Genomic DNA, 18,572 nt, shown 5'->3' on the forward strand with positions numbered 1-18,572 from the left:
ATTATAATTCCTCCCTTTTTATTTCTGAATTTAGTATTTTCGTACCATCTAAATTGTACTTTCCGTTTAAAAACCATAAGTTTTTTTCTATTGTCAGTGTGTTCTTTGTAAAACTTTCATTTTGTTTTATTTTAAAATTAATCTTACTTTTAACTACTGTATTATTAAAAGAGTTTGAAGAAAATTTATTAACTAAAAAAGAGCTTTTAAAAAGCTCCGTAGTGATTAAGTTTTCTTTAATAAAAAATCCTAATATTGATTTAAAATATTCTGATGTAATTATATTAAAGATATTATTTGCTTTTACGGTAATAGGGTCTTTAGGATAGTTTTTATAACCATCTAAACTATATTGTCCATTTAATAACCAGCCACCATCTAAAAGTAATGGCACATTACCTCTAAAATTTAAAAATAATCTATTAACTACTTCACCTTCAAATTTCTCTTTATTTTTTAATAACATTACTGTAAATATAAAAAAATAAACTAAATGTGCCGGCTTAATTTCTTCTATTAATTTACTTAATCCTTTTGTATATGAATCAATATTACATCTTATAGCAAACATATATTTATTGAAATAATATATAATATCAGATCCATTATCTTTAGTGTAACTTTTTATTATTTCTCTAAGTTTATTCTTAGTAATCATATTGGTTGATGAAAATTTAGTTATAATTAATTCTCTTCGAAGTTCTAATGGCTTATCTCTATTATTGATGCCACAAAATTTCTCCCAAAAATCAATTCCCCATGTACAAGTTTCAGGAAATAACTGTCTTTCTAAATCACTTGTATCTACATTTAATTTATCTAATTCACTTCCTATAATTTTAAGGTTATAATCAAAAGTTTTATCTTGTAAAATAAAAGATGGTATATAAGTAGTTAGATTATTATAGCTACTCATATATCACCTATATAATAACTTCAGCTTTAAAACCTTTAATTAATATAACCCCAGTATTACTAATCTTATTAATTAGAAAGCGAATATTGATTCCCCATTTATCAGCAGTTTTCATATTGTTTGTAAAAATATATTCCTTACCACTTTTAACTGCATTGGTAGCTTCCTCCCATGTTGGAACTAAATCATATGCATTATTAGTTACTTCCACTTTAATCTCATTTCCATCAATACCATTCCATTCCGGTGTAATTAATATACTTTTTCCTTGTCTATCTATATCAATTACTTTACTTAATTGTATCTGGATTGATTTTTCATTCTTAGTAAAAGTATATTGACGTATTACTATATTGCCTTTGTCATGCACTTTTATTGTTATTGTATGCTGTCCATTTTCTAATTTGTAGAAAGTAGAATCTTGAACTGCTACTGTATATTCAATATTTTTTACTGCATCAAATTTACGAAGGATTAAATCATCTAATCGTTCTTCTACTGTAAAAGTATTAGCTTCTGGATTGTCACAGGTCATTGTATATTTAACCCCAAAGGAGCTATTTTTAAGCCCTATATCTTCATTCTTACCGCTAATTACTGGTGCAATGTATATCTTATTAAATGCACACATTCTCGTAGCTTTGTTGCCTGCACTATCCTCTACTTCAATCTTTATTGTATGCTGTCCATCTGTAAGTGAATAGAATATTTTGTCAGGTATAGTACACTTATATTCTGTATTTTTATTAGCTGTAAATGTTTTTAAATTAATCCCATCTATCATTTCCATCACTGTAAAACTTGTATCATCTGTATCATTTATACTATATTTAATATCAAATGGAGAATATTTATTACCTATATTGCTATCTTTTCCACTTATAATAGGTGGCATATTAACAGGCCCTTTCTTAACCCACCAGAAGCCAACTTTTGTGCCGTCATCTGGATATGTTCCATTTTCCGCTATAATAGTTTCTACATAAGTCCCTCTTTCTTTCCTAGAACTTCTGCGTGCCCTTTCACGATAAGCATTAATAGTTAAATTATTAAGTCTTGTATCTCCTAATATTCTTATAAAAATAATATATCTTTCATTAAATTCATTAAAATATTGGGTATATACTCCTTGATCATTTTCTCCCTCTACAACAGAAATTGTTATAGGTGAAAGACCTTGAAAGTTGAATTTACCATCTTGAAAATTATAACTAGCATATCCATTTGTAGAATATGAATCAGAAATATTTTGTACATCAAATATATCTCTTGTAATTGGTGGATACCACTCTCCATAATACGTTTGAATTGTATATTTTTCGTATCTCATCAACACTTTATACCACCCTCTTTCGGAGCATAAATTCCATGTTTAAGAATTACATTATCTAGACTAGCAAAGCTTTGTATAACTACTATTTTATTTAATGCACTTGGCACTGTAGCATTACTGTCTTCTCTATAATCTATATTTCCTAAAATAGGTTTACTCTCATCATCCATAAATACATTTCTAATGTCTTCATTTAATAAAATATATGAATAATCTTTTACATATTTAGTGTTTGTTATAATTGATTCAATGTCTTTCAACTTTATTACAGTACCTGGTAAACATTCAACGAAATAATTATTAATGTTTTCTTCGATATTTTTCATAGCAATATCCATATTGTCACTAGTTAAATTAACTATGCTTATATTTGCAGCTCTTAATACGGAAGTAGCAATTGTTACACTAGCTCCTATTGGTGCCTTACCTTCTCCATCACCACTTTCAGCATCTATATATTTTTTTACTTTGTTAAGTAGAGAATTATCTATAGGTTCTCCATTTTTACCATATAGCACTACCCTTACAGCTCCTGGCCCATTCCAAAGAGGAATTACTTTAGCATTTTTAACTCCTTCAATTTCTTTAGCCCAATTTATATAGTCCTGCTTATTTCCACAAGCTGGTGGGGATTGTGCTTTTTGGAGCAATCTATTACGTAAACTTTCATCATCTTCTTTTTCACTGCCGCCTTCTACAGCAGTAGCATTATAAACCTTGCTTACCCCTAAAATTTGTACTGGTAATACTGTTATTGTATTTTCCGGTACTCTGTATAATTCTCCTTCTTCAACTGATTCTATATTGACAACTGCTGTTCTTTCACATATAGTTACATCATCTAAAGTACAATATTGTAAGCCACTTACGGTTTGAACTAAAGTTCCTTTTGGAATTAAAGTTCCATCTATACCTTCAAATATAAATTTTGCACCTTTTGCCTTTTCACCTTTTTTTCTAAATACTCCATGTAAAGCTGCTAATTTTTCTAGAAATTCTCCATAGGAAGTCTGAGGAAAAGCCTTTTCTAAAATATCTTCAAGATTTCTTTTATTTTCTGCTAATTCTATACTTACAGAAGAAAGATTGTCATAAAAAAAAGAACCTTCTCCTTTAAATAAATCATTAGGTAATTTATTTAACATACGTTCTAATATTATCTGTTCATTTTCACTATACATTTATATTCACCTCTCCATATATAGTGTCTACTACACAATTAATGGTTACTTTAACACCATCAACTTCTACAAGTATATTATTAACAGCTATTATATATGGATTAACAATCAAGCATTCTTCCAGATATCTCTTACCTTCACTTTGTAGCACTTTTTTACTAAATGTTTGTCCTATCAAATTCTCAAATTCGTGCCCATAGTCCCAAGAATATGCCAAATATCTAAATCTAGGAGTATTCAAAGCTTTATAAATCCATACCTTTAATGCTTCTTTTCCTTCTAAAACTTTCATTTTACCATTTTCATATATAAATTTATTTTCTTCAAAATCCCAAGCATATTCCTTAAATAAAGGCAAAATATTTTCTTCAGAACTTTTTATAATATTATCTATATCTAAATTTATTTCTGGTAATATACTCATAGTGTCACCACCCTTGCAAGTATTATATAAATTTGTCTATCCTGTGTAGAGAGCATAGCTATTTTATCATCTTTTTTCAACCCATCTTTATATATTATTTCTCCATCTTTTATACCTACTTCACTTATAGAATGCTCTCCTGCTGTACCTTCTGCCCTAGAACGAGGAATTGTAATTTTTCTTTTATACTCATTTACTAAATAATCAGCCACAATAAAATTATTTTTAGTAAGCTGCAAATTTCCTACTTCTACTATTAAAGGATTACTAGATATAACTTTACCAATTTCAATAGAAGGAGGGTTATAAGCCGCTCCTTTCTCTTTCATAATATTTACTAATTCAACAAATGGATCCTGCATAGCCTATCCCTCCTTTATATCCATTTTATTTTCATAATTCAATGTAAGATTCATTGTATATTTTCCCGTAGCAACTTCCCAAGTATGAGTATCGCCATCTATATAAAGAATATTGGTTTGTAAATTATCTAAATAAAATATTTTAGTATTTACTGCATATCCTGTTCTACAACTCCAATTGCCTATGGATTCAATACTTATATCTCTATCTATTCCATGAAGCATAGTTTTAGCCATAGCGTATGGACTTTTTCCATCTTCCTTTTGGCAAGTTTTTTGCAATATTCCATAATAAGAAAATAACTTTGGATCTTCAACTTTACCTATAAATTTTCCATTATCATCATATATCATTACTCTATTTACCATATTAGACATAGTATCTTTATATTCAAGTCCTAAAACTGTATTTGTTTCACTATCAGTTCTAGTACTCTTTATTACAAAGTCAGTTACAACTGCTCCTTTTTCTATTACACTTATTTTTGTATCATCTGCAACAAGTATATATTTCTTGCCATTTTGTTTATATATTTCAGTATATATTTGCATAATGGCTTCATAGGCACTTTGATCTGATATAAGTCTTGTTATTGGAATATTTATATTAGGTATTCTATTAAATTTAATCCCTAAATCCTTTATTATTTTTTCTACAGCCTTAGATGCTGGCATTTTACTAAAATTATAAGTAACTGTATTTTGAAGTAAATAAATAAGATAATCAAAAGCTGTAAATTGTATTTCTTGGCTAGAAGAACTTAAACTTCTATCAAAAACTATACCTGAAAATATTTTTTCTCCATTTAAAATTACCCAAACCTTTGTTCCTGGATTAATTTGAGTTTTCTCATGATTTCTATCAAATATACTATAAAATAAACTAACATCTAATCTTCTAGAACATTGCTCTTTATCTCCTGATATTGAAACTGATTTACAAAATGGTGTTATATCTGTAATGTACTTTTTATTGTACTCTGCATAAATTTTAATCATAAGTAAAGAACCGTCCCTATTTTCATAGTTTTAGGATTTTTAATGCCATTTTTTTTGGCTAAGTAATCAGCTTTATTACCATTTCCATAAAAGGATTTTGCAATCTTCCATAGATTATCTCCTGGTTTTACCACATACACTTTTGGGGTATATTTATTAACAAGCCTTTTATTTGCATTAGTTATTCCCCCATTTACAGCTTTTACCAAAGGATTTATTCTTTTAAACTCTTTAAACTCAATGGTAAAATATACATCTCCAGTACCATCCTTTTCACCATATGTGAAATTTTCAATATAAAATATTTTATTTATATCTGTATCAGTTATAATAAATCTTACCTGGCCTTTTTCCATAATTTCCTTTATAAGAGCTATACATTCATATGGTTTAGGGAAAGTATGATATTGGCAAAAATCATAATCTTGATTGGGTAAAAAACTTCTTAAAGTAATTGTTTCAAGTCTTGCTTTCCCTAGAAGATTTATTTCTCCAATATCTTCCACAACAACTGTAGTATTAGAATTTCCAGTTGATATTTCAAAACTTTCAGGTGGTACTGGAAATTGAAAACTAATATTATTTTGTTTTATCCAAAATTCCATGTATATACCTCCTGTTACGCCATATTAATGCTAGTAGTTTTTAATTTTCTAGCTAAAGCATTGGCTATTCTATCAATATCAGCATCTTCTCTAACGACTATGGTATCTGCAAGCTTTGGTATAGAAAAGTTATTTCCCATCATATTTTTTGATGTTCTATTATCAAATACTTGTGATCCACTTGGAAGGTCTATAAGTTCAGGACCATTTTCACCAACCCAAGTGATTCCACCATTCCAATAACTTGTACCTAGTGCATTATTACCAGCTCTACTTTTACCATTACTTTTTACATTACTTGTACTACTAGTATCTTCGCCTTTTCCTCTCACCTTAGCAACAATATCTATAACCCCTTGTATTGGGTTTGATAAAAACCCTGTTACAGCATCCCATACTTCCAACACTATTCCTAAAAGCTTACTTATAATATCAATTACCTTTTGAATAATTGGACTTATACTATCTATGGCCTTTTTTATAGTATCAACAATTGGTTGGAATTTATCTCTTATTCCTCCCCAATTTTCAGTCCATGCTTTATAAAGAAGTACTACCATTCCTATAATAAGTGATATAACTCCTACTATTGGATTGGTTAATACCATAGAAAATACCTGACCTACTGACTTAATAATCCCCTTACATGCTATTTTACTAATATCTCTTATTTGCTTAAACCCAGTTCCTACATTTTTAAAATACCTTTTAAAAACATTTCCTGATGCATTAATTTGACTATTATTACTTCCTGAATTTAAAACTCTTCCAATATTTAATCTAGTGTTTTGCATAGTACCTCTTGCTGCCTGTAAACCATTAGTTGTTGTCCTTGATGCACCACTATATCTCTGTCCTATATTGTTTACAATTCCCTGAGTAACTTTATTAGGATTTCCTTTTATTTTTCCTCCATTGTTAACTTTAACGCCAGGCATATTCTTTAATTGACTTTCATTTATTCCCATAGCTTTAAGTTGATCCCTTACTTCATTTGCTTTTCCTTCATTTACTTTCATTATGACATCCATAACTTCTGAAAAACTTTTACCTGTGGCTGCAGAGGTATCCGCTGCTGCAGATACAACTTTTTTATAATCTAATCCTGAATTTTTAGCTTGTATAATACCTTTCATTAATTCTTCTTCTGAAACAGATGAATTCTGGTTACTAATCCAATTCATAGCTTCTCCACTTTTTTCTTTACTACCTAATGAATAAGTTAGCATTTCTCTATTTCCCTCATCCTTCTTTGCTGTTCCAATGGTATTATCATATACAGCCTTAGTATTCTCTATTATGTCTTTATATTTATCTTCATCTTCTTTCTCTTCTTTTAATTCACTTACTTTACTCTGTATATCAATGGTAACCTGGCTATTTTCTTTTAGCTTTTGAATTCTATCTATGACTTCTTGTATTTTATTAGTAGCTTCCTCTGCATTATGATTTATTTCTATTTCTGTCTTAATTGATGAAAGTTCATTTAACTTGTCTTTTACTTTATCTATTTCATCTCTAAATATAGATGTTGTATCAATAATTTGTTTCATTGCTTCTAAATACAAACCATTATCTAATTTTAATTTTACATTTAGTTCTCTGTTCAAAATCTCACCTCACTTTATTAAGTGATATAATTTTTTTATATTATACTTACCGGAAATATTGCTACTTCTTTATCCTTCAAGTCATTAATATCCTTATATCTTTCTTCTTGTTCCTTTATAACAAAGGATTTTAATACAAGCTTGTCACCAATATTCATATTCCAATAATCTGACGGTTTATCTATTCTTTTTGTTTTCCAAAGATAATACATTATTTTGACTTCACCATCAGAGTTTATAAGTTTTTTATTTCTTCAACCACGCCTTTGCTAAAACCACTTAAATCATTTATTTCTCTATATAATGCAGCAATTTCTCCTGGCTTATCATTAAACATCATTTCTAATAGCTCACTAGGTGTATGAGCTTTAAAATGCTCCATAAGTTCCTTTGATTTAAAATTAGGCTCTTTTACCCCCTCCAATACTGTTAATATTTGTATCTTGTTTGTATCTATATTATTTATTTCATCATCTGTTAAAGATACAGCACTTTCCTGAATTGAATTATATACAGACATAGGCACTGCCTGTAATGTAAATATTACATCTTCTCCAAAGGAATCACTTAAGCTTTTTATCCTAACCTTTTTTGTTGGTCTTTTTATTTTACTTATATCTGATTTTAATAATAAATCTACAACGTTTTTGTTCATATTAATTCCTCCTCATATTTATATCATGGCTATCTGTCCTAATGCTGTACATAAGGACAGATACACCTTTAAATAATTTTTAAAATCTAAATTATCCAGGGACTTAGCCCCTCTTTACTCCCACTTTGAAGAAGATGGAAGTATTAGCGCAAGTAGTCATCAGATAAAAATAGAACCAGTTTACATTTCTGGTTCTATCCAATCGTATATTTCATAATCTGAAAAAGTAAATGGCATACTATCTTCTATTATTTTCTTTGCTTCCCAACCTGCCAATTTAATTTCATCAAAGGTAGCATCTTTTATTACTATTCTCTCAGCACCTAGGCTATCTGGATCCGATAATTTTGACATTATTGTACAAACTACCATTCTTCCTTCTTTTATTGAATCAGCTAATTTTTTTATCATTCTTGAATTAACCTTGTGCATTTTTAGTGTTCCTTTTCCTTCAAATCCTGTAACTTTGTATTTCTTTCCCATAGATTTGCACATTTTTACTTCTTCTTTTGTTAAGGTTACTTTTGCTTCTAATCCCATAACCTCTCCAATATATTCTCCATCTATCCAACATTCACCGTGAGTTCCTGATATTGTTTTTTGAGCATCATAAGCCATATTATATTACCTCCTTAAATAGAAACATTTATATTAAAGTCTTCCATAGCATCTGTCCATTTTAAATTTGTTGCTATAAATACTTTATCTTTTGTATTAAATTCTTTTATTTCTTGTTCTTTCATATCATCCACATCTATTCCTATAGATTTTAAATAATTTTTTTGTCCATATACATCTATGAAAACTTTATTATAGTCTGTAGATGAATTATCTAATAATCTCTCTAAAGCCAATTGATCATTATAAGCTTGTATAGCAGTTATAAGTAGAATTTTGTTGTCATAAGTATTGGCATACTTTCCTAAGTAGTTATCTTCTACAGTTCGTTTTATATCATCATGCCACATATCATTTTTATCAACTATTAATATTTTTCTAAAGTCCTCTCCTTTTTCTTGAGTTATAGTAGTTAAGCTATTCACAGCCCTTCCTATTTTTACTTTCTCTCCATCATTTATTAATATAAGCTTTCCTATGTCAATAGATTTATCAAACTCCTCTTTAGTTAAATGAGGTACATCTTCAACTTCGGGTAATGTAAAATAAGTAGCACTCATAGTTAACGGCATACCAGCTAGTAGTCCTGCTATTCTTGCACAATACTGTGTAGAGCTATATATCTTATTTCTAACCTTTATATCATCCGTATCAAAATTAATTATTCCCTCATGATCTGCACTAGTATGAGGTAAAACCGCTTTTACTTTTATATCTTTGTTGTCTCTAAGTCCTTTAATCCAAGCAACTATCTTCATAGAGTCTTCTTCAGATATATTAGGTATAGCTAAATAATCCCATTTTACAGTTTCTAAATAATTCTGTGCTTCCTTATAGTCCGCTGAATCCGCAGGTAAGACATATACTATAACTTTCTTCGGCGCTTTAACTCCTCCTAAAAAAGCTAATTCTATTTGTTCCTTATTTTCATCAGATAATTCTACGGGAACATCTTTAATATCTGTAATTATAATAGCTTTTTTATTTAATTTAGCACTATCTTTAACTATTAAAGCAACTATTCCCCTTTCTCCACGTTGAATAGCACTATTGGCCTTTGTTTTAAAAATTATGTTTATATTAGGTAATCCCATTAAACTTCACTCTCCCTTATATTTATTTCTTTCATCTTGTCTACATTTTTATGAATTCTATTCCACTCATCTTCCCTAAATCCAATTTTGCTTAAATTAAGTTGTAAAAATATATCTTTATCTTCTGTGTAATCTACATCAATGCCTAGAATATTTACTATTTCATCTCCTGCTTTTATAAATAAAGTTGAAAATAGTTTCTTGAGTTTTTCCATAACATCTATTTGCTCTAATTTTTTAGGATTATTATTACTATCTAAACTAGAAAAATAAACTATTTGTATTAAAGTTCTATCTTCATATGTCCATCTATTTCTGTCCTCTTGTGTATTATTTATAATGTAAATAAAAAAAGAAGGTCTTTTTATACCTTCATCTAAATTCTCAATATATGCTGGATATTGAAATTCATCATATATCTTTTTTGATATTGTTGTAAGTAATTCTTTCATACATTCACCTACTATCTAAGTTCATCTAATAAACTTGATATCCAATTGTCTAATTCATCTAAAATCATGGGTTCAGAAACTTGCAATCCTTTTTCAATAAAATGTTTTCCAAGTATAAATTTATACTGCTTAGTAGAATCATCATAAACAATATGTCCATTATTACTTCCTTTGTCATCATCTACTTGTACCAAAATCTCAATTGAATTATTATTTAAAATTTTACTTATTATATTAAGCTTTAAACCATAACTTATCATAAAATTTCTAATATTATCTTCTAGTATATTAGCTTGCTTTTCTAACTTTAATGTTTCTTCTTCAAAACTTATCTTTCTTAAATGTGTTTGTAAATCTTCTTCCCATAATTCTAAATCTTCTGTTGTAAAAAAATCATACATAAAATTTAACTCCTCTTCTTCATTATAAGTTAAACTTTTTTATAAACATTCAATTTAATCACCTCCCATAAAATAAAAGCACCTAGCTTTTGCTAAGTGCTTTTGTTTTTTATAATCTTTTACAATACTATAATAACACAGATTTTATAGCTTTTTGTCTTATGTTAATCTCACTTTTGTCTTATCTATTTTAATATACCTATTAAACTGGCCATATGATTTATTAGATTGTCCTTCTTTCTATAAGCTGTAGCTCTAGACATATTAAAAATAATAGATATTTGTTCTATAGATTTATTATCTCCATACTTATATCTTAGAAATTTTCTATCCTCTTCTTCTAATAAATTTATATTGTAATTAATGTCTCCTATATTTACTTCTATGTCTCTTATTCTAGTATGTAATTTTAATATTCTTTGATTTTTGTATACTAATTCTTTTTCTAATTTCTCTATGGCTCTTATTGCTTCCTTTTCTGCATAGCTTGTACTATCAAATGAAGTTTGAACTTTTTCCCCATAGCTTACACTTCTAATTCCACCTTCTAAAGTAATATTGCTATTTTGAATATCCTTTTCTATGTCTTCTTTTTGTTTCCAAAGAATCACTACTTGATTTTTTAATTTTTCTATAGTTTTTATATGATAATAATATTTATATAATATTTTTTCAGTTCTTTTTAAAATTTCTTTATTCATAACAATTACCCCTCCATTAGTAAACTTTTTGTTGACCAAATATCTAAAAAAAATCTCTTCTATGAGTTAAATTAACTTTACATTCCATTTTTTTAATAATTGACATTTAACCAATTCTATCCCTCCTAATAAAGTAAACTTTATGTTTACACTATATTTTTATTATAGTCAACTTTAAGTTTACAGTCAACACCTTTAAGTATCTTCATTAGAAATAATATTCATTAAGTTGACACAGATTTTAAAAAGTAAACATTTAGTTTATAATATATACTAAATAGGTGGTGATATTATGGATGAGTTAAAAAATAAAATTAAAAATGAAAGATTAAAAAAAGGATTAAGTCAACCAGAATTAGCAAAGATAATGAATGTTTCAAAACAAACCATATCCAACTGGGAAAATGGTAATAGAATTCCTGATGTATTAACATTAAAAAAACTAGCAGATTTTTTTGATGTATCTACAGATTATCTTCTTTGCAGAACTGATCAGCCACAAGGTATAATACAAAAAGCCACTATAGATGGAAATGAAATTGAATTAGAATTAGATAGAACTATTTTTCCTAATGGATTAACTTATAAAGAAATATTAGAAAAATTAGAAGCTCTTGATAAGCTTGAAAAAGCTGGTTTTAAATTTAATCCTGATACATATAATGAATAAACACATCCATTCAATGGTACTATAACCTAGTAAAATAGTACCATTTTTTTATTTTTTATATAGAATACTAAATTATACAAAAAAATATTTTAACATTTTTTTATAATTATGTTATAATTAAATTAGCTTACAGAACACATGTTCGAATATAATTGAAGGAGATGTATTATATGGATTTAAATGGGATATTCTCCATAAAAATAAACGGTTCTATCGTATACATAAATGATTCAGTAAATAAAAATAAGAACTCTTCTAGTAAAAATGAAGCACTTAAATTAAAGGAAGATAAACTTAGATAGTTGTTAAAAAATAAAAAACCCTATTTAATCATAAATTTTACTTAACTAAATAGGGTTTTACTTTATCTAACTATATTTTATTTTCCTTCTGGAACTTCATAAATTGAAAATGTTTCAAGTGTCATAACTGGTTCTTCTAAAACATTAACCGCTGAATCCTGAGTTGCAATTCTAGCATTTTCAGCTATTTTAAAAGCTCTTGACTGTATTTTTAATTTATTTTTGTACACTCCTATTATTCTTCCAACAACCTCTATAAAATCTCCTGCATATGTAGGAGCTGTAAATCTAATTTCATCATATTTTTTACATTCACCTTCATTACCAGCATACATTATACATAAATTAGTAGCTACATCTCCCATGTATTCTACTGTTTTTGAACCGTTAACTAATTCTCCTGCATAATGAGCATCTCCTGCTGACATACGTACACGTATCATAGCTTCAAAATCCTTATCAGGCTTTACAAATACCTCTGCCATTAAAAGCACCTCCTAAATTATTAAAAATTTTTTTGTTATCTATTCTTTAATCCCACTTATTTTTTATGATTCCGTCTGGTTGAACTCCACGTTGAAGAGCTTTTTTAACTACTAATGTTCCAGTTGCTTTTGCAACAAGTACTGGTTCATCAAGTACAACTACATCGTTTTCAGCAGCACCTTCTTTTCCTAATCTTTTTGCTGGAGTAGCAACTTTGTAAGTTTCAAAAGCACAAGTACGTGAGCTATTTCCTAATTTTATAATACGTCCTCTACATTCTATATAGTCTCCTTCATAAACGGGAGCTAAAAATTCTACATCTTTATAACCTAAAAATAATGATTCATCTCCATCTTGTAATACACAAAGTTCTGTTCCAACATCTCCATAAATATCAAGATGCTTATTAGGTTGAACAACTCCTCCCAAATAATGTGCATCTTCTGGACTCATCCTATACCTAAGTACAGATTCTCTTACCATAAATGGCACCTCCAATTTTTAACTTTTTAGTAGGTCTATTTTCTCCTCCCTACACTATAGATTATATTCTTTTTTTCAGGAAATATTTGTAAAATATCCTTCTGCTTTAAATTTTTTTATCTCTGTTTTTTTCCATTTATTTTGTATATATAATTTTTACATACATAATTTTATATTAAATACAGCTTTTAAACCTTTTAAACTGGATAATTATAAGTAATTTTATCTAATATCTCTATTTTTAATTAGTTAAGCATATAATCTTATATTATTGCACAACAAAATGTGATACACTAATTATAATAATAGTATATTCTATTATTGGATTTAGTGCGTATTAATAAAATATTTAAATAATATATGTGGAATTTATTTTAATATTATTATATAATATATTATGTTTTAAGTATTATTTAGGGGGAAAGGAATAAATAGCTATGACATTGTATGACGAAACCAATATAAATATAATAAAAGAAGATTTAAGATATTTAAGATTATTGAGTTCTAAATATCCTACTATTTCTTCTGCTAGTTCAGAAATCATAAATTTACAAGCTATTTTAAATTTACCTAAGGGAACAGAGCATTTTATAAGTGATATTCATGGGGAATATGAATCTTTTACCCATATGCTAAAAAATGCTTCTGGAGTAATAAAAAGAAAGTTAGATGATATATTTGGAACTTCCCTTATGGAAAAAGACAAATGCAGCATGGCTACCTTAATTTACTATCCGGAAGAAAAGTTAGAAATATTAAAAGAAACAGAAGAAAATTTAGAAGAATGGTATAAAGTAACTTTATATAGATTAATTCAAGTATGTAAATCCGTTTCCTCAAAGTATACTCGCTCTAAGGTTAGAAAAGCTCTATCAAAGGACTTTGCATATATAATTGAAGAATTATTAAATGAACAAGGAGATAGAATTAATAAACAAGAATATTATACTGGAATTATTAATACTATAGTTGATATAGGCTGTGCTAGTTCCTTTATAATAGCTTTATCTAAAGTAATTCAAAGGCTCGTAGTTGATAGACTTCATATTATTGGAGATATTTATGATAGAGGTCCTGGAGCTGAAATAATAATGGATGCACTTATGGATCATCACTCTATTGATATACAATGGGGAAATCATGATATCTTATGGATGGGAGCTGCATCAGGTTCTAAAGCTTGTATTGCTAATGTATTAAGAATATGTCTAAGGTATGCAAATTTATCTACTATAGAAGATGGCTATGGTATAAATCTTCTACCATTAGCTACTTTTGCAATGAATACTTATAGAAATGATCCATGTTCTAATTTTATACCTAGAACTTTAGATAAAAAATTAAGTGAAGCAGATAAATCTTTGTTTGCAAAAATGCATAAAGCTATATCTATTATACAATTTAAATTAGAAGGCCAAAAAATCCAAAGACATCCTGAATTTTGTATGGATGATATGCTTCTCTTAGATAAAATAGATTTTCAAAAGGGAACTGTAGAAGTTAAAGATAAAGAGTATATACTAAATGATACTAATTTTCCAACTATAGATCCAAAATCTCCATATAAACTAACAAAAGATGAAGAAAATATTATAGACAAGATTAGAAATTCTTTTATTAATAGTGAAAAACTTCAAAAGCATATTCGCTTTATGTATAGTAAAGGAAATATATATTTAGTTTATAACTCAAACCTACTTTTCCATGGATGTATTCCTTTAGATGAAGATGGTTCATTTAAAAAACTTAACATAGAAGGAAAAGACTACAGTGGCAAATCACTCCTAGATATTTTTGAACGTTATGCAAGAGAAGCATATTTCTACAAAAATGATTTAACTATTAAAAATTATGCTATGGATATAATGTGGTATCTATGGTGCGGTCCTTATTCTCCTTTATTCGGTAAACAAAGAATAACTACTTTTGAAAGATATTTCATAGATGATAAGGAAACTCATAAAGAAAATAGAAATGCTTATTATCACTTTAGAAATAGTGAAGAGCTTTGTAACAAAATATATGAGGAATTCAATTTAGATCCTGAAACTTCTCATATAATCAATGGTCATATACCTGTTAAAACAAAGGATGGAGAAAGTCCTATAAAAGCTAACGGTAAGCTTTTAGTTATAGACGGTGGATTTTGTAGAGCATATCAACCTGAAACAGGTATCGCTGGATACACCTTAATATATAACTCCTATGGATTCTTACTTTCTTCTCATGAGCCTTTTGAATCTACCAAAAAAGCCATAGAAGAAGAAAAAGATATCCTTTCATCTACAGTTATATTAGAACATTCAGCTAAAAGAAAAAGAGTTGCTGATACGGACATAGGTAAAGAACTAAAAAAACAAATAAAGGATTTAGAAAAATTGCTAGTTGCTTATAGAAAAGGTCTAATTGACGAAAGAGATAATAGTTAAAAAGTATCAAACACTTTTTAGAGTACAGATAACAAAGCACAGGGTACAGAAAAATTTAAAAATAATAAAGAATAAATGTGGATAATTTTTTCTAATAATATTAGAAAAATCCTTCCTTATTTATTCTTTTATTATTTTTATATATTGATTATGCTAAACTCTAAGATTTTCGTAATGTATAAAATTTCTTCTTATCTATAGTTACAATTTTTTAAACTCTTTTCAAGTATTCCTCCGGTATATACTGAATCAGACGACTTTCTTTTTTTCCATTTTCTCTTGAATAAGTTAAAAATAATGCTTTTTTTGCTCTAGTCATAGCAACATAAAAAACTCTTTTTTCTTCCTCTAAATCTTCATGCTTAATAGAATTATAAGTTGGAAATATATAATCCTGTAAGCCTGCTAAAAAAACATAGTCAAACTCTCCACCTTTAGCCTGATGAATAGTTATAATAGGAATTCTTGGATGCTTTTTTAGCATTCTATCTATTTCTGAATTAGACAAAGCTGTGGTTTTTAAAAATTCCATTAATGCACCCTTAGGACTTAATATTATATCATCTAATTCCTTAGCTATTAAATACAATTCCCTTACATAGTTAATCCTTCTTAATTCAGCTTTATAAACTTCTTTTATATTGGATATTGACACTATTTTTTCTATTAATTCATAAGGTCTTAATTGAGAAATAATACTTTCACTTGATAAATTATTATTTCCATTTGAATTTATTTTTAAATCCTTCCTAAGATTATTTATATCATTTGAGATAGAACTAAACTTTTTCAAATAAGTACTGCAAAGATTTTTTCTTTCTATACTTGAGGTTCTTATTTTTTCTTCTACTATATTAATTAAAATATCTTTAGTAGCAAGTACATCATCCATAGCATTATGACTTGATTTAACTTCTGTTTCAAATAAATTACTTAGAGTTTCTAACTTATGATTATATAAATTAGGATAAAATCTTCTGGATATATCTAGAGTATCATAATAATCTATAAATTCTGCCTGTCTCATTTCTAATCTATTTAATTCATTATTTAAAATTCCTATGTCATATACTACATTATGTCCAACTAAAACATTTCCTTTTATAAATTCTTTAAATTCCTCTAATACTTTTTGTTTTTCTTCTCCATTTTCTCTTAAAAATTCATCACTAAATCCGTGAACTTTTTCAGAATCTCCTACAGATTTTTCAGGTATTATGAATTTTTCAAATGTATCTAATATAGTTCCTTTTTCATTAATTTTAACCCCTGATATTTGAACTATTTCATCTTCTAAAATATTTATACCTGTACTCTCCACATCAAAAACTACTACATTACCATTTTCTAATTCTTTTAATAACAAGCCATATATTTCTCCATACATATGAGTACTAAGATCCACAAAATCTGTAAGTCTTATTCCTAAGTTCCTAAACTCTTCACTTTCTATATTCTCTATGGTTTTTTCCCCAATTCCTCTAACAAATCTTTTTAAAATTCTTTTAAGACTACTATTATCAAATTTATTTTCTATAAGCTTTAAATATGATAATACATCTTTTATCTCCTGTCTTCTAAAGAATTTAAATTCATCTATTAATAAAAACTTTAATTTTTTCTCCTTAGGTAATTTAAAATTTATAGATGCAAATACATTACTTAAATTATTATTTATTTTATTATTGCGTGTCAAAATAGCAATTTTAGATAAGTCCTTTACATTTAATTCTCTTATTTTATCGAAAATCCATTCTCCTTCTGATTGAATGCTTGAAAAAGACTTTAATATTATTTTTTCTCCTTTTTCATCACTCTTAGGATAAATTTTATTTTTATAAATGTTATTCATTTCATCATTAAAAGCTTTATATAAAAATTTTGAGGAAGCATTTAATAATATTTCTGTAGATCTATAATTTTCACTAAAGAAAGTTATTTCCCCATTAAAATTTTTCATAAAATCATCCAATATTATTTCTGGCTTTGATCCTCTCCATCCATATATAGTTTGAAAATAATCCCCACATACTAAAACTACATTCCCTGGAAATAATTTCGAAATAATATTATATTCTATAATACTTGTATCTTGCACTTCATCTATATGTATATACTTAAAAGTTTTTCTCCATTTTTCAACTATGTCTTTATTTTTAAAAAGCTCAAATACTTTTAACATTAAATCATTAAAATCTAAAGCATGTCTTTCCCAAAGATATCTATTATAGATTTCTACTAACATATGTCCATAGTTTCTTAAATAATCTAATAGTTCATAATCTACTCTTTTGTTTACAATACATATTTCTTTTATTTCATTAAATTTATATTTTATTAAGTTATTTACTGCTTCACTATATCCAGTATTACTATTTATAAAGCTATTTTCTTTAACAAAGTTGATAAACCTCTGTAAAGAACTAGAATTAAATTTATAATTATTTATTTCTTCTATAAGTTCTTTACAATCTTCCTCATCATATATAGTAAAATCTGAAGAAATATCAGTATATTTAGCCTCCGTTTTAATAATATGAAAACAAAAACTATGAAAAGTTTTAATTGTTATATTTGAAGCTTCTTTTCCATTTACAGCTGCTATTTTTTCTATCATTTCCTTGCATCCTTTATTAGTAAAGGTTAAACATAGAATTTCTTCTTGCCTTCCTTTGCCTGTGCCAATTATATTTCCTATTCTTAAAGATAAAGTATTAGTTTTCCCTGTACCTGCAGATGCAAGGAGTAAAATATTTTCTTCTAAATTATTTACAATGGATTTTTGACTTTCATTTAATTTATTATATTCTCTTAAAAATCTCTCTTTATTTTCCTGTAACATATTATT

General features: G+C 27.3%; 21 protein-coding genes. 3 read left to right on the forward strand and 18 right to left on the reverse strand.

Going from position 1 to position 18,572, the window contains the following annotated elements; translation table 11 throughout:
- Position 1 precedes the first annotated feature (1 nt).
- The 15 genes from J2Z24_RS10380 to J2Z24_RS10450 all read right to left on the reverse strand — a co-directional run bounded on the left by J2Z24_RS10380 (position 2) and on the right by J2Z24_RS10450 (position 11,351).
- On the reverse strand, positions 2-916 hold the full coding sequence (locus J2Z24_RS10380) for a putative phage tail protein (protein ID WP_035149186.1): 915 nt from the start codon (positions 914-916) through the stop codon (positions 2-4).
- 7 nt (positions 917-923) lie between these two features.
- Positions 924-2,246: an Ig-like domain-containing protein gene (locus J2Z24_RS10385; RefSeq protein WP_035149185.1), complete on the reverse strand. Its 1,323-nt coding sequence runs from the start codon at positions 2,244-2,246 to the stop codon at positions 924-926.
- Positions 2,246-3,430, reverse strand: a complete 1,185-nt coding sequence (locus J2Z24_RS10390; protein WP_035149183.1) for a baseplate J/gp47 family protein — start codon at positions 3,428-3,430, stop codon at positions 2,246-2,248. Before J2Z24_RS10390 ends, J2Z24_RS10385 begins: the two co-directional genes overlap by 1 nt.
- Positions 3,423-3,854, reverse strand: coding sequence for a DUF2634 domain-containing protein (locus tag J2Z24_RS10395; RefSeq protein WP_051593329.1), 432 nt, complete (start codon positions 3,852-3,854; stop codon positions 3,423-3,425). Before J2Z24_RS10395 ends, J2Z24_RS10390 begins: the two co-directional genes overlap by 8 nt.
- The gene (locus J2Z24_RS10400) at positions 3,851-4,216 is read right to left on the reverse strand and encodes a DUF2577 domain-containing protein (RefSeq protein WP_035149180.1); all 366 of its coding nucleotides are present in this window, start codon (positions 4,214-4,216) and stop codon (positions 3,851-3,853) included. Before J2Z24_RS10400 ends, J2Z24_RS10395 begins: the two co-directional genes overlap by 4 nt.
- Positions 4,217-4,219: 3 nt before the next feature.
- Complete coding sequence (locus J2Z24_RS10405; protein WP_035149178.1) at positions 4,220-5,215, reverse strand: XkdQ/YqbQ family protein; 996 nt, start codon at positions 5,213-5,215, stop codon at positions 4,220-4,222.
- Positions 5,212-5,820, reverse strand: coding sequence for a LysM peptidoglycan-binding domain-containing protein (locus J2Z24_RS10410; protein ID WP_035149176.1), 609 nt, complete (start codon positions 5,818-5,820; stop codon positions 5,212-5,214). Before J2Z24_RS10410 ends, J2Z24_RS10405 begins: the two co-directional genes overlap by 4 nt.
- Positions 5,821-5,834: 14 nt before the next feature.
- Complete coding sequence (locus J2Z24_RS10415; RefSeq protein WP_035149175.1) at positions 5,835-7,430, reverse strand: phage tail tape measure protein; 1,596 nt, start codon at positions 7,428-7,430, stop codon at positions 5,835-5,837.
- Between the two features lie 35 nt (positions 7,431-7,465).
- Positions 7,466-7,642 carry a hypothetical protein gene (locus tag J2Z24_RS10420; RefSeq protein ID WP_156950254.1) on the reverse strand — a complete coding sequence of 59 codons (177 nt, stop codon included), beginning with the start codon at positions 7,640-7,642 and terminating at the stop codon, positions 7,466-7,468.
- A 23-nt stretch (positions 7,643-7,665) separates the two neighbouring features.
- Positions 7,666-8,085, reverse strand: a complete 420-nt coding sequence (locus J2Z24_RS10425) for a phage tail assembly chaperone (protein ID WP_035149174.1) — start codon at positions 8,083-8,085, stop codon at positions 7,666-7,668.
- A 180-nt stretch (positions 8,086-8,265) separates the two neighbouring features.
- On the reverse strand, positions 8,266-8,703 hold the full coding sequence (locus J2Z24_RS10430) for a phage tail tube protein (protein WP_035149172.1): 438 nt from the start codon (positions 8,701-8,703) through the stop codon (positions 8,266-8,268).
- A gap of 14 nt (positions 8,704-8,717) precedes the next feature.
- Positions 8,718-9,797: a phage tail sheath subtilisin-like domain-containing protein gene (locus J2Z24_RS10435; protein ID WP_035149171.1), complete on the reverse strand. Its 1,080-nt coding sequence runs from the start codon at positions 9,795-9,797 to the stop codon at positions 8,718-8,720.
- Positions 9,797-10,249 (reverse strand): phage tail terminator family protein, encoded by a 453-nt coding sequence (locus J2Z24_RS10440; RefSeq protein WP_111947660.1) that lies wholly within the window; start codon positions 10,247-10,249, stop codon positions 9,797-9,799. The genes J2Z24_RS10435 and J2Z24_RS10440 overlap by 1 nt, the downstream gene beginning before the upstream one ends.
- A gap of 11 nt (positions 10,250-10,260) precedes the next feature.
- Positions 10,261-10,650, reverse strand: a complete 390-nt coding sequence (locus tag J2Z24_RS10445; protein WP_035149166.1) for a hypothetical protein — start codon at positions 10,648-10,650, stop codon at positions 10,261-10,263.
- 185 nt (positions 10,651-10,835) lie between these two features.
- Complete coding sequence (locus J2Z24_RS10450; protein ID WP_035149164.1) at positions 10,836-11,351, reverse strand: hypothetical protein; 516 nt, start codon at positions 11,349-11,351, stop codon at positions 10,836-10,838.
- A 292-nt stretch (positions 11,352-11,643) separates the two neighbouring features.
- On the opposite strand from J2Z24_RS10450, the gene J2Z24_RS10455 reads away from it, so the two are divergent.
- Together J2Z24_RS10455 and J2Z24_RS21635 are read left to right on the forward strand one after the other, a co-directional pair.
- On the forward strand, positions 11,644-12,021 hold the full coding sequence (locus J2Z24_RS10455) for a helix-turn-helix domain-containing protein (RefSeq protein WP_035149161.1): 378 nt from the start codon (positions 11,644-11,646) through the stop codon (positions 12,019-12,021).
- A 170-nt stretch (positions 12,022-12,191) separates the two neighbouring features.
- The gene (locus tag J2Z24_RS21635; RefSeq protein WP_276512136.1) at positions 12,192-12,323 is read left to right on the forward strand and encodes a hypothetical protein; all 132 of its coding nucleotides are present in this window, start codon (positions 12,192-12,194) and stop codon (positions 12,321-12,323) included.
- A 77-nt stretch (positions 12,324-12,400) separates the two neighbouring features.
- On the opposite strand, the gene J2Z24_RS10460 is transcribed toward J2Z24_RS21635, so the two are convergent.
- Together J2Z24_RS10460 and J2Z24_RS10465 are read right to left on the reverse strand one after the other, a co-directional pair.
- A complete protein-coding gene (locus J2Z24_RS10460) occupies positions 12,401-12,808 on the reverse strand; it encodes a hotdog family protein (RefSeq protein ID WP_035149159.1) in 408 nt (135 codons plus the stop codon).
- A 46-nt stretch (positions 12,809-12,854) separates the two neighbouring features.
- Positions 12,855-13,292: a hotdog fold domain-containing protein gene (locus J2Z24_RS10465; protein ID WP_035149157.1), complete on the reverse strand. Its 438-nt coding sequence runs from the start codon at positions 13,290-13,292 to the stop codon at positions 12,855-12,857.
- A 437-nt stretch (positions 13,293-13,729) separates the two neighbouring features.
- On the opposite strand from J2Z24_RS10465, the gene J2Z24_RS10470 reads away from it, so the two are divergent.
- Complete coding sequence (locus J2Z24_RS10470; protein ID WP_035149155.1) at positions 13,730-15,724, forward strand: fructose-bisphosphatase class III; 1,995 nt, start codon at positions 13,730-13,732, stop codon at positions 15,722-15,724.
- Positions 15,725-15,935: 211 nt separating this feature from the next.
- Here the strand turns inward: J2Z24_RS10470 and J2Z24_RS10475 are convergent, their stop codons facing one another.
- Positions 15,936-18,566 (reverse strand): 3'-5' exonuclease, encoded by a 2,631-nt coding sequence (locus tag J2Z24_RS10475; RefSeq protein WP_035149153.1) that lies wholly within the window; start codon positions 18,564-18,566, stop codon positions 15,936-15,938.
- Positions 18,567-18,572: the final 6 nt, after the last annotated feature.

Source organism: Clostridium tetanomorphum (genome assembly GCF_017873215.1).
Taxonomy (GTDB): domain Bacteria; phylum Bacillota; class Clostridia; order Clostridiales; family Clostridiaceae; genus Clostridium_AO; species Clostridium_AO tetanomorphum.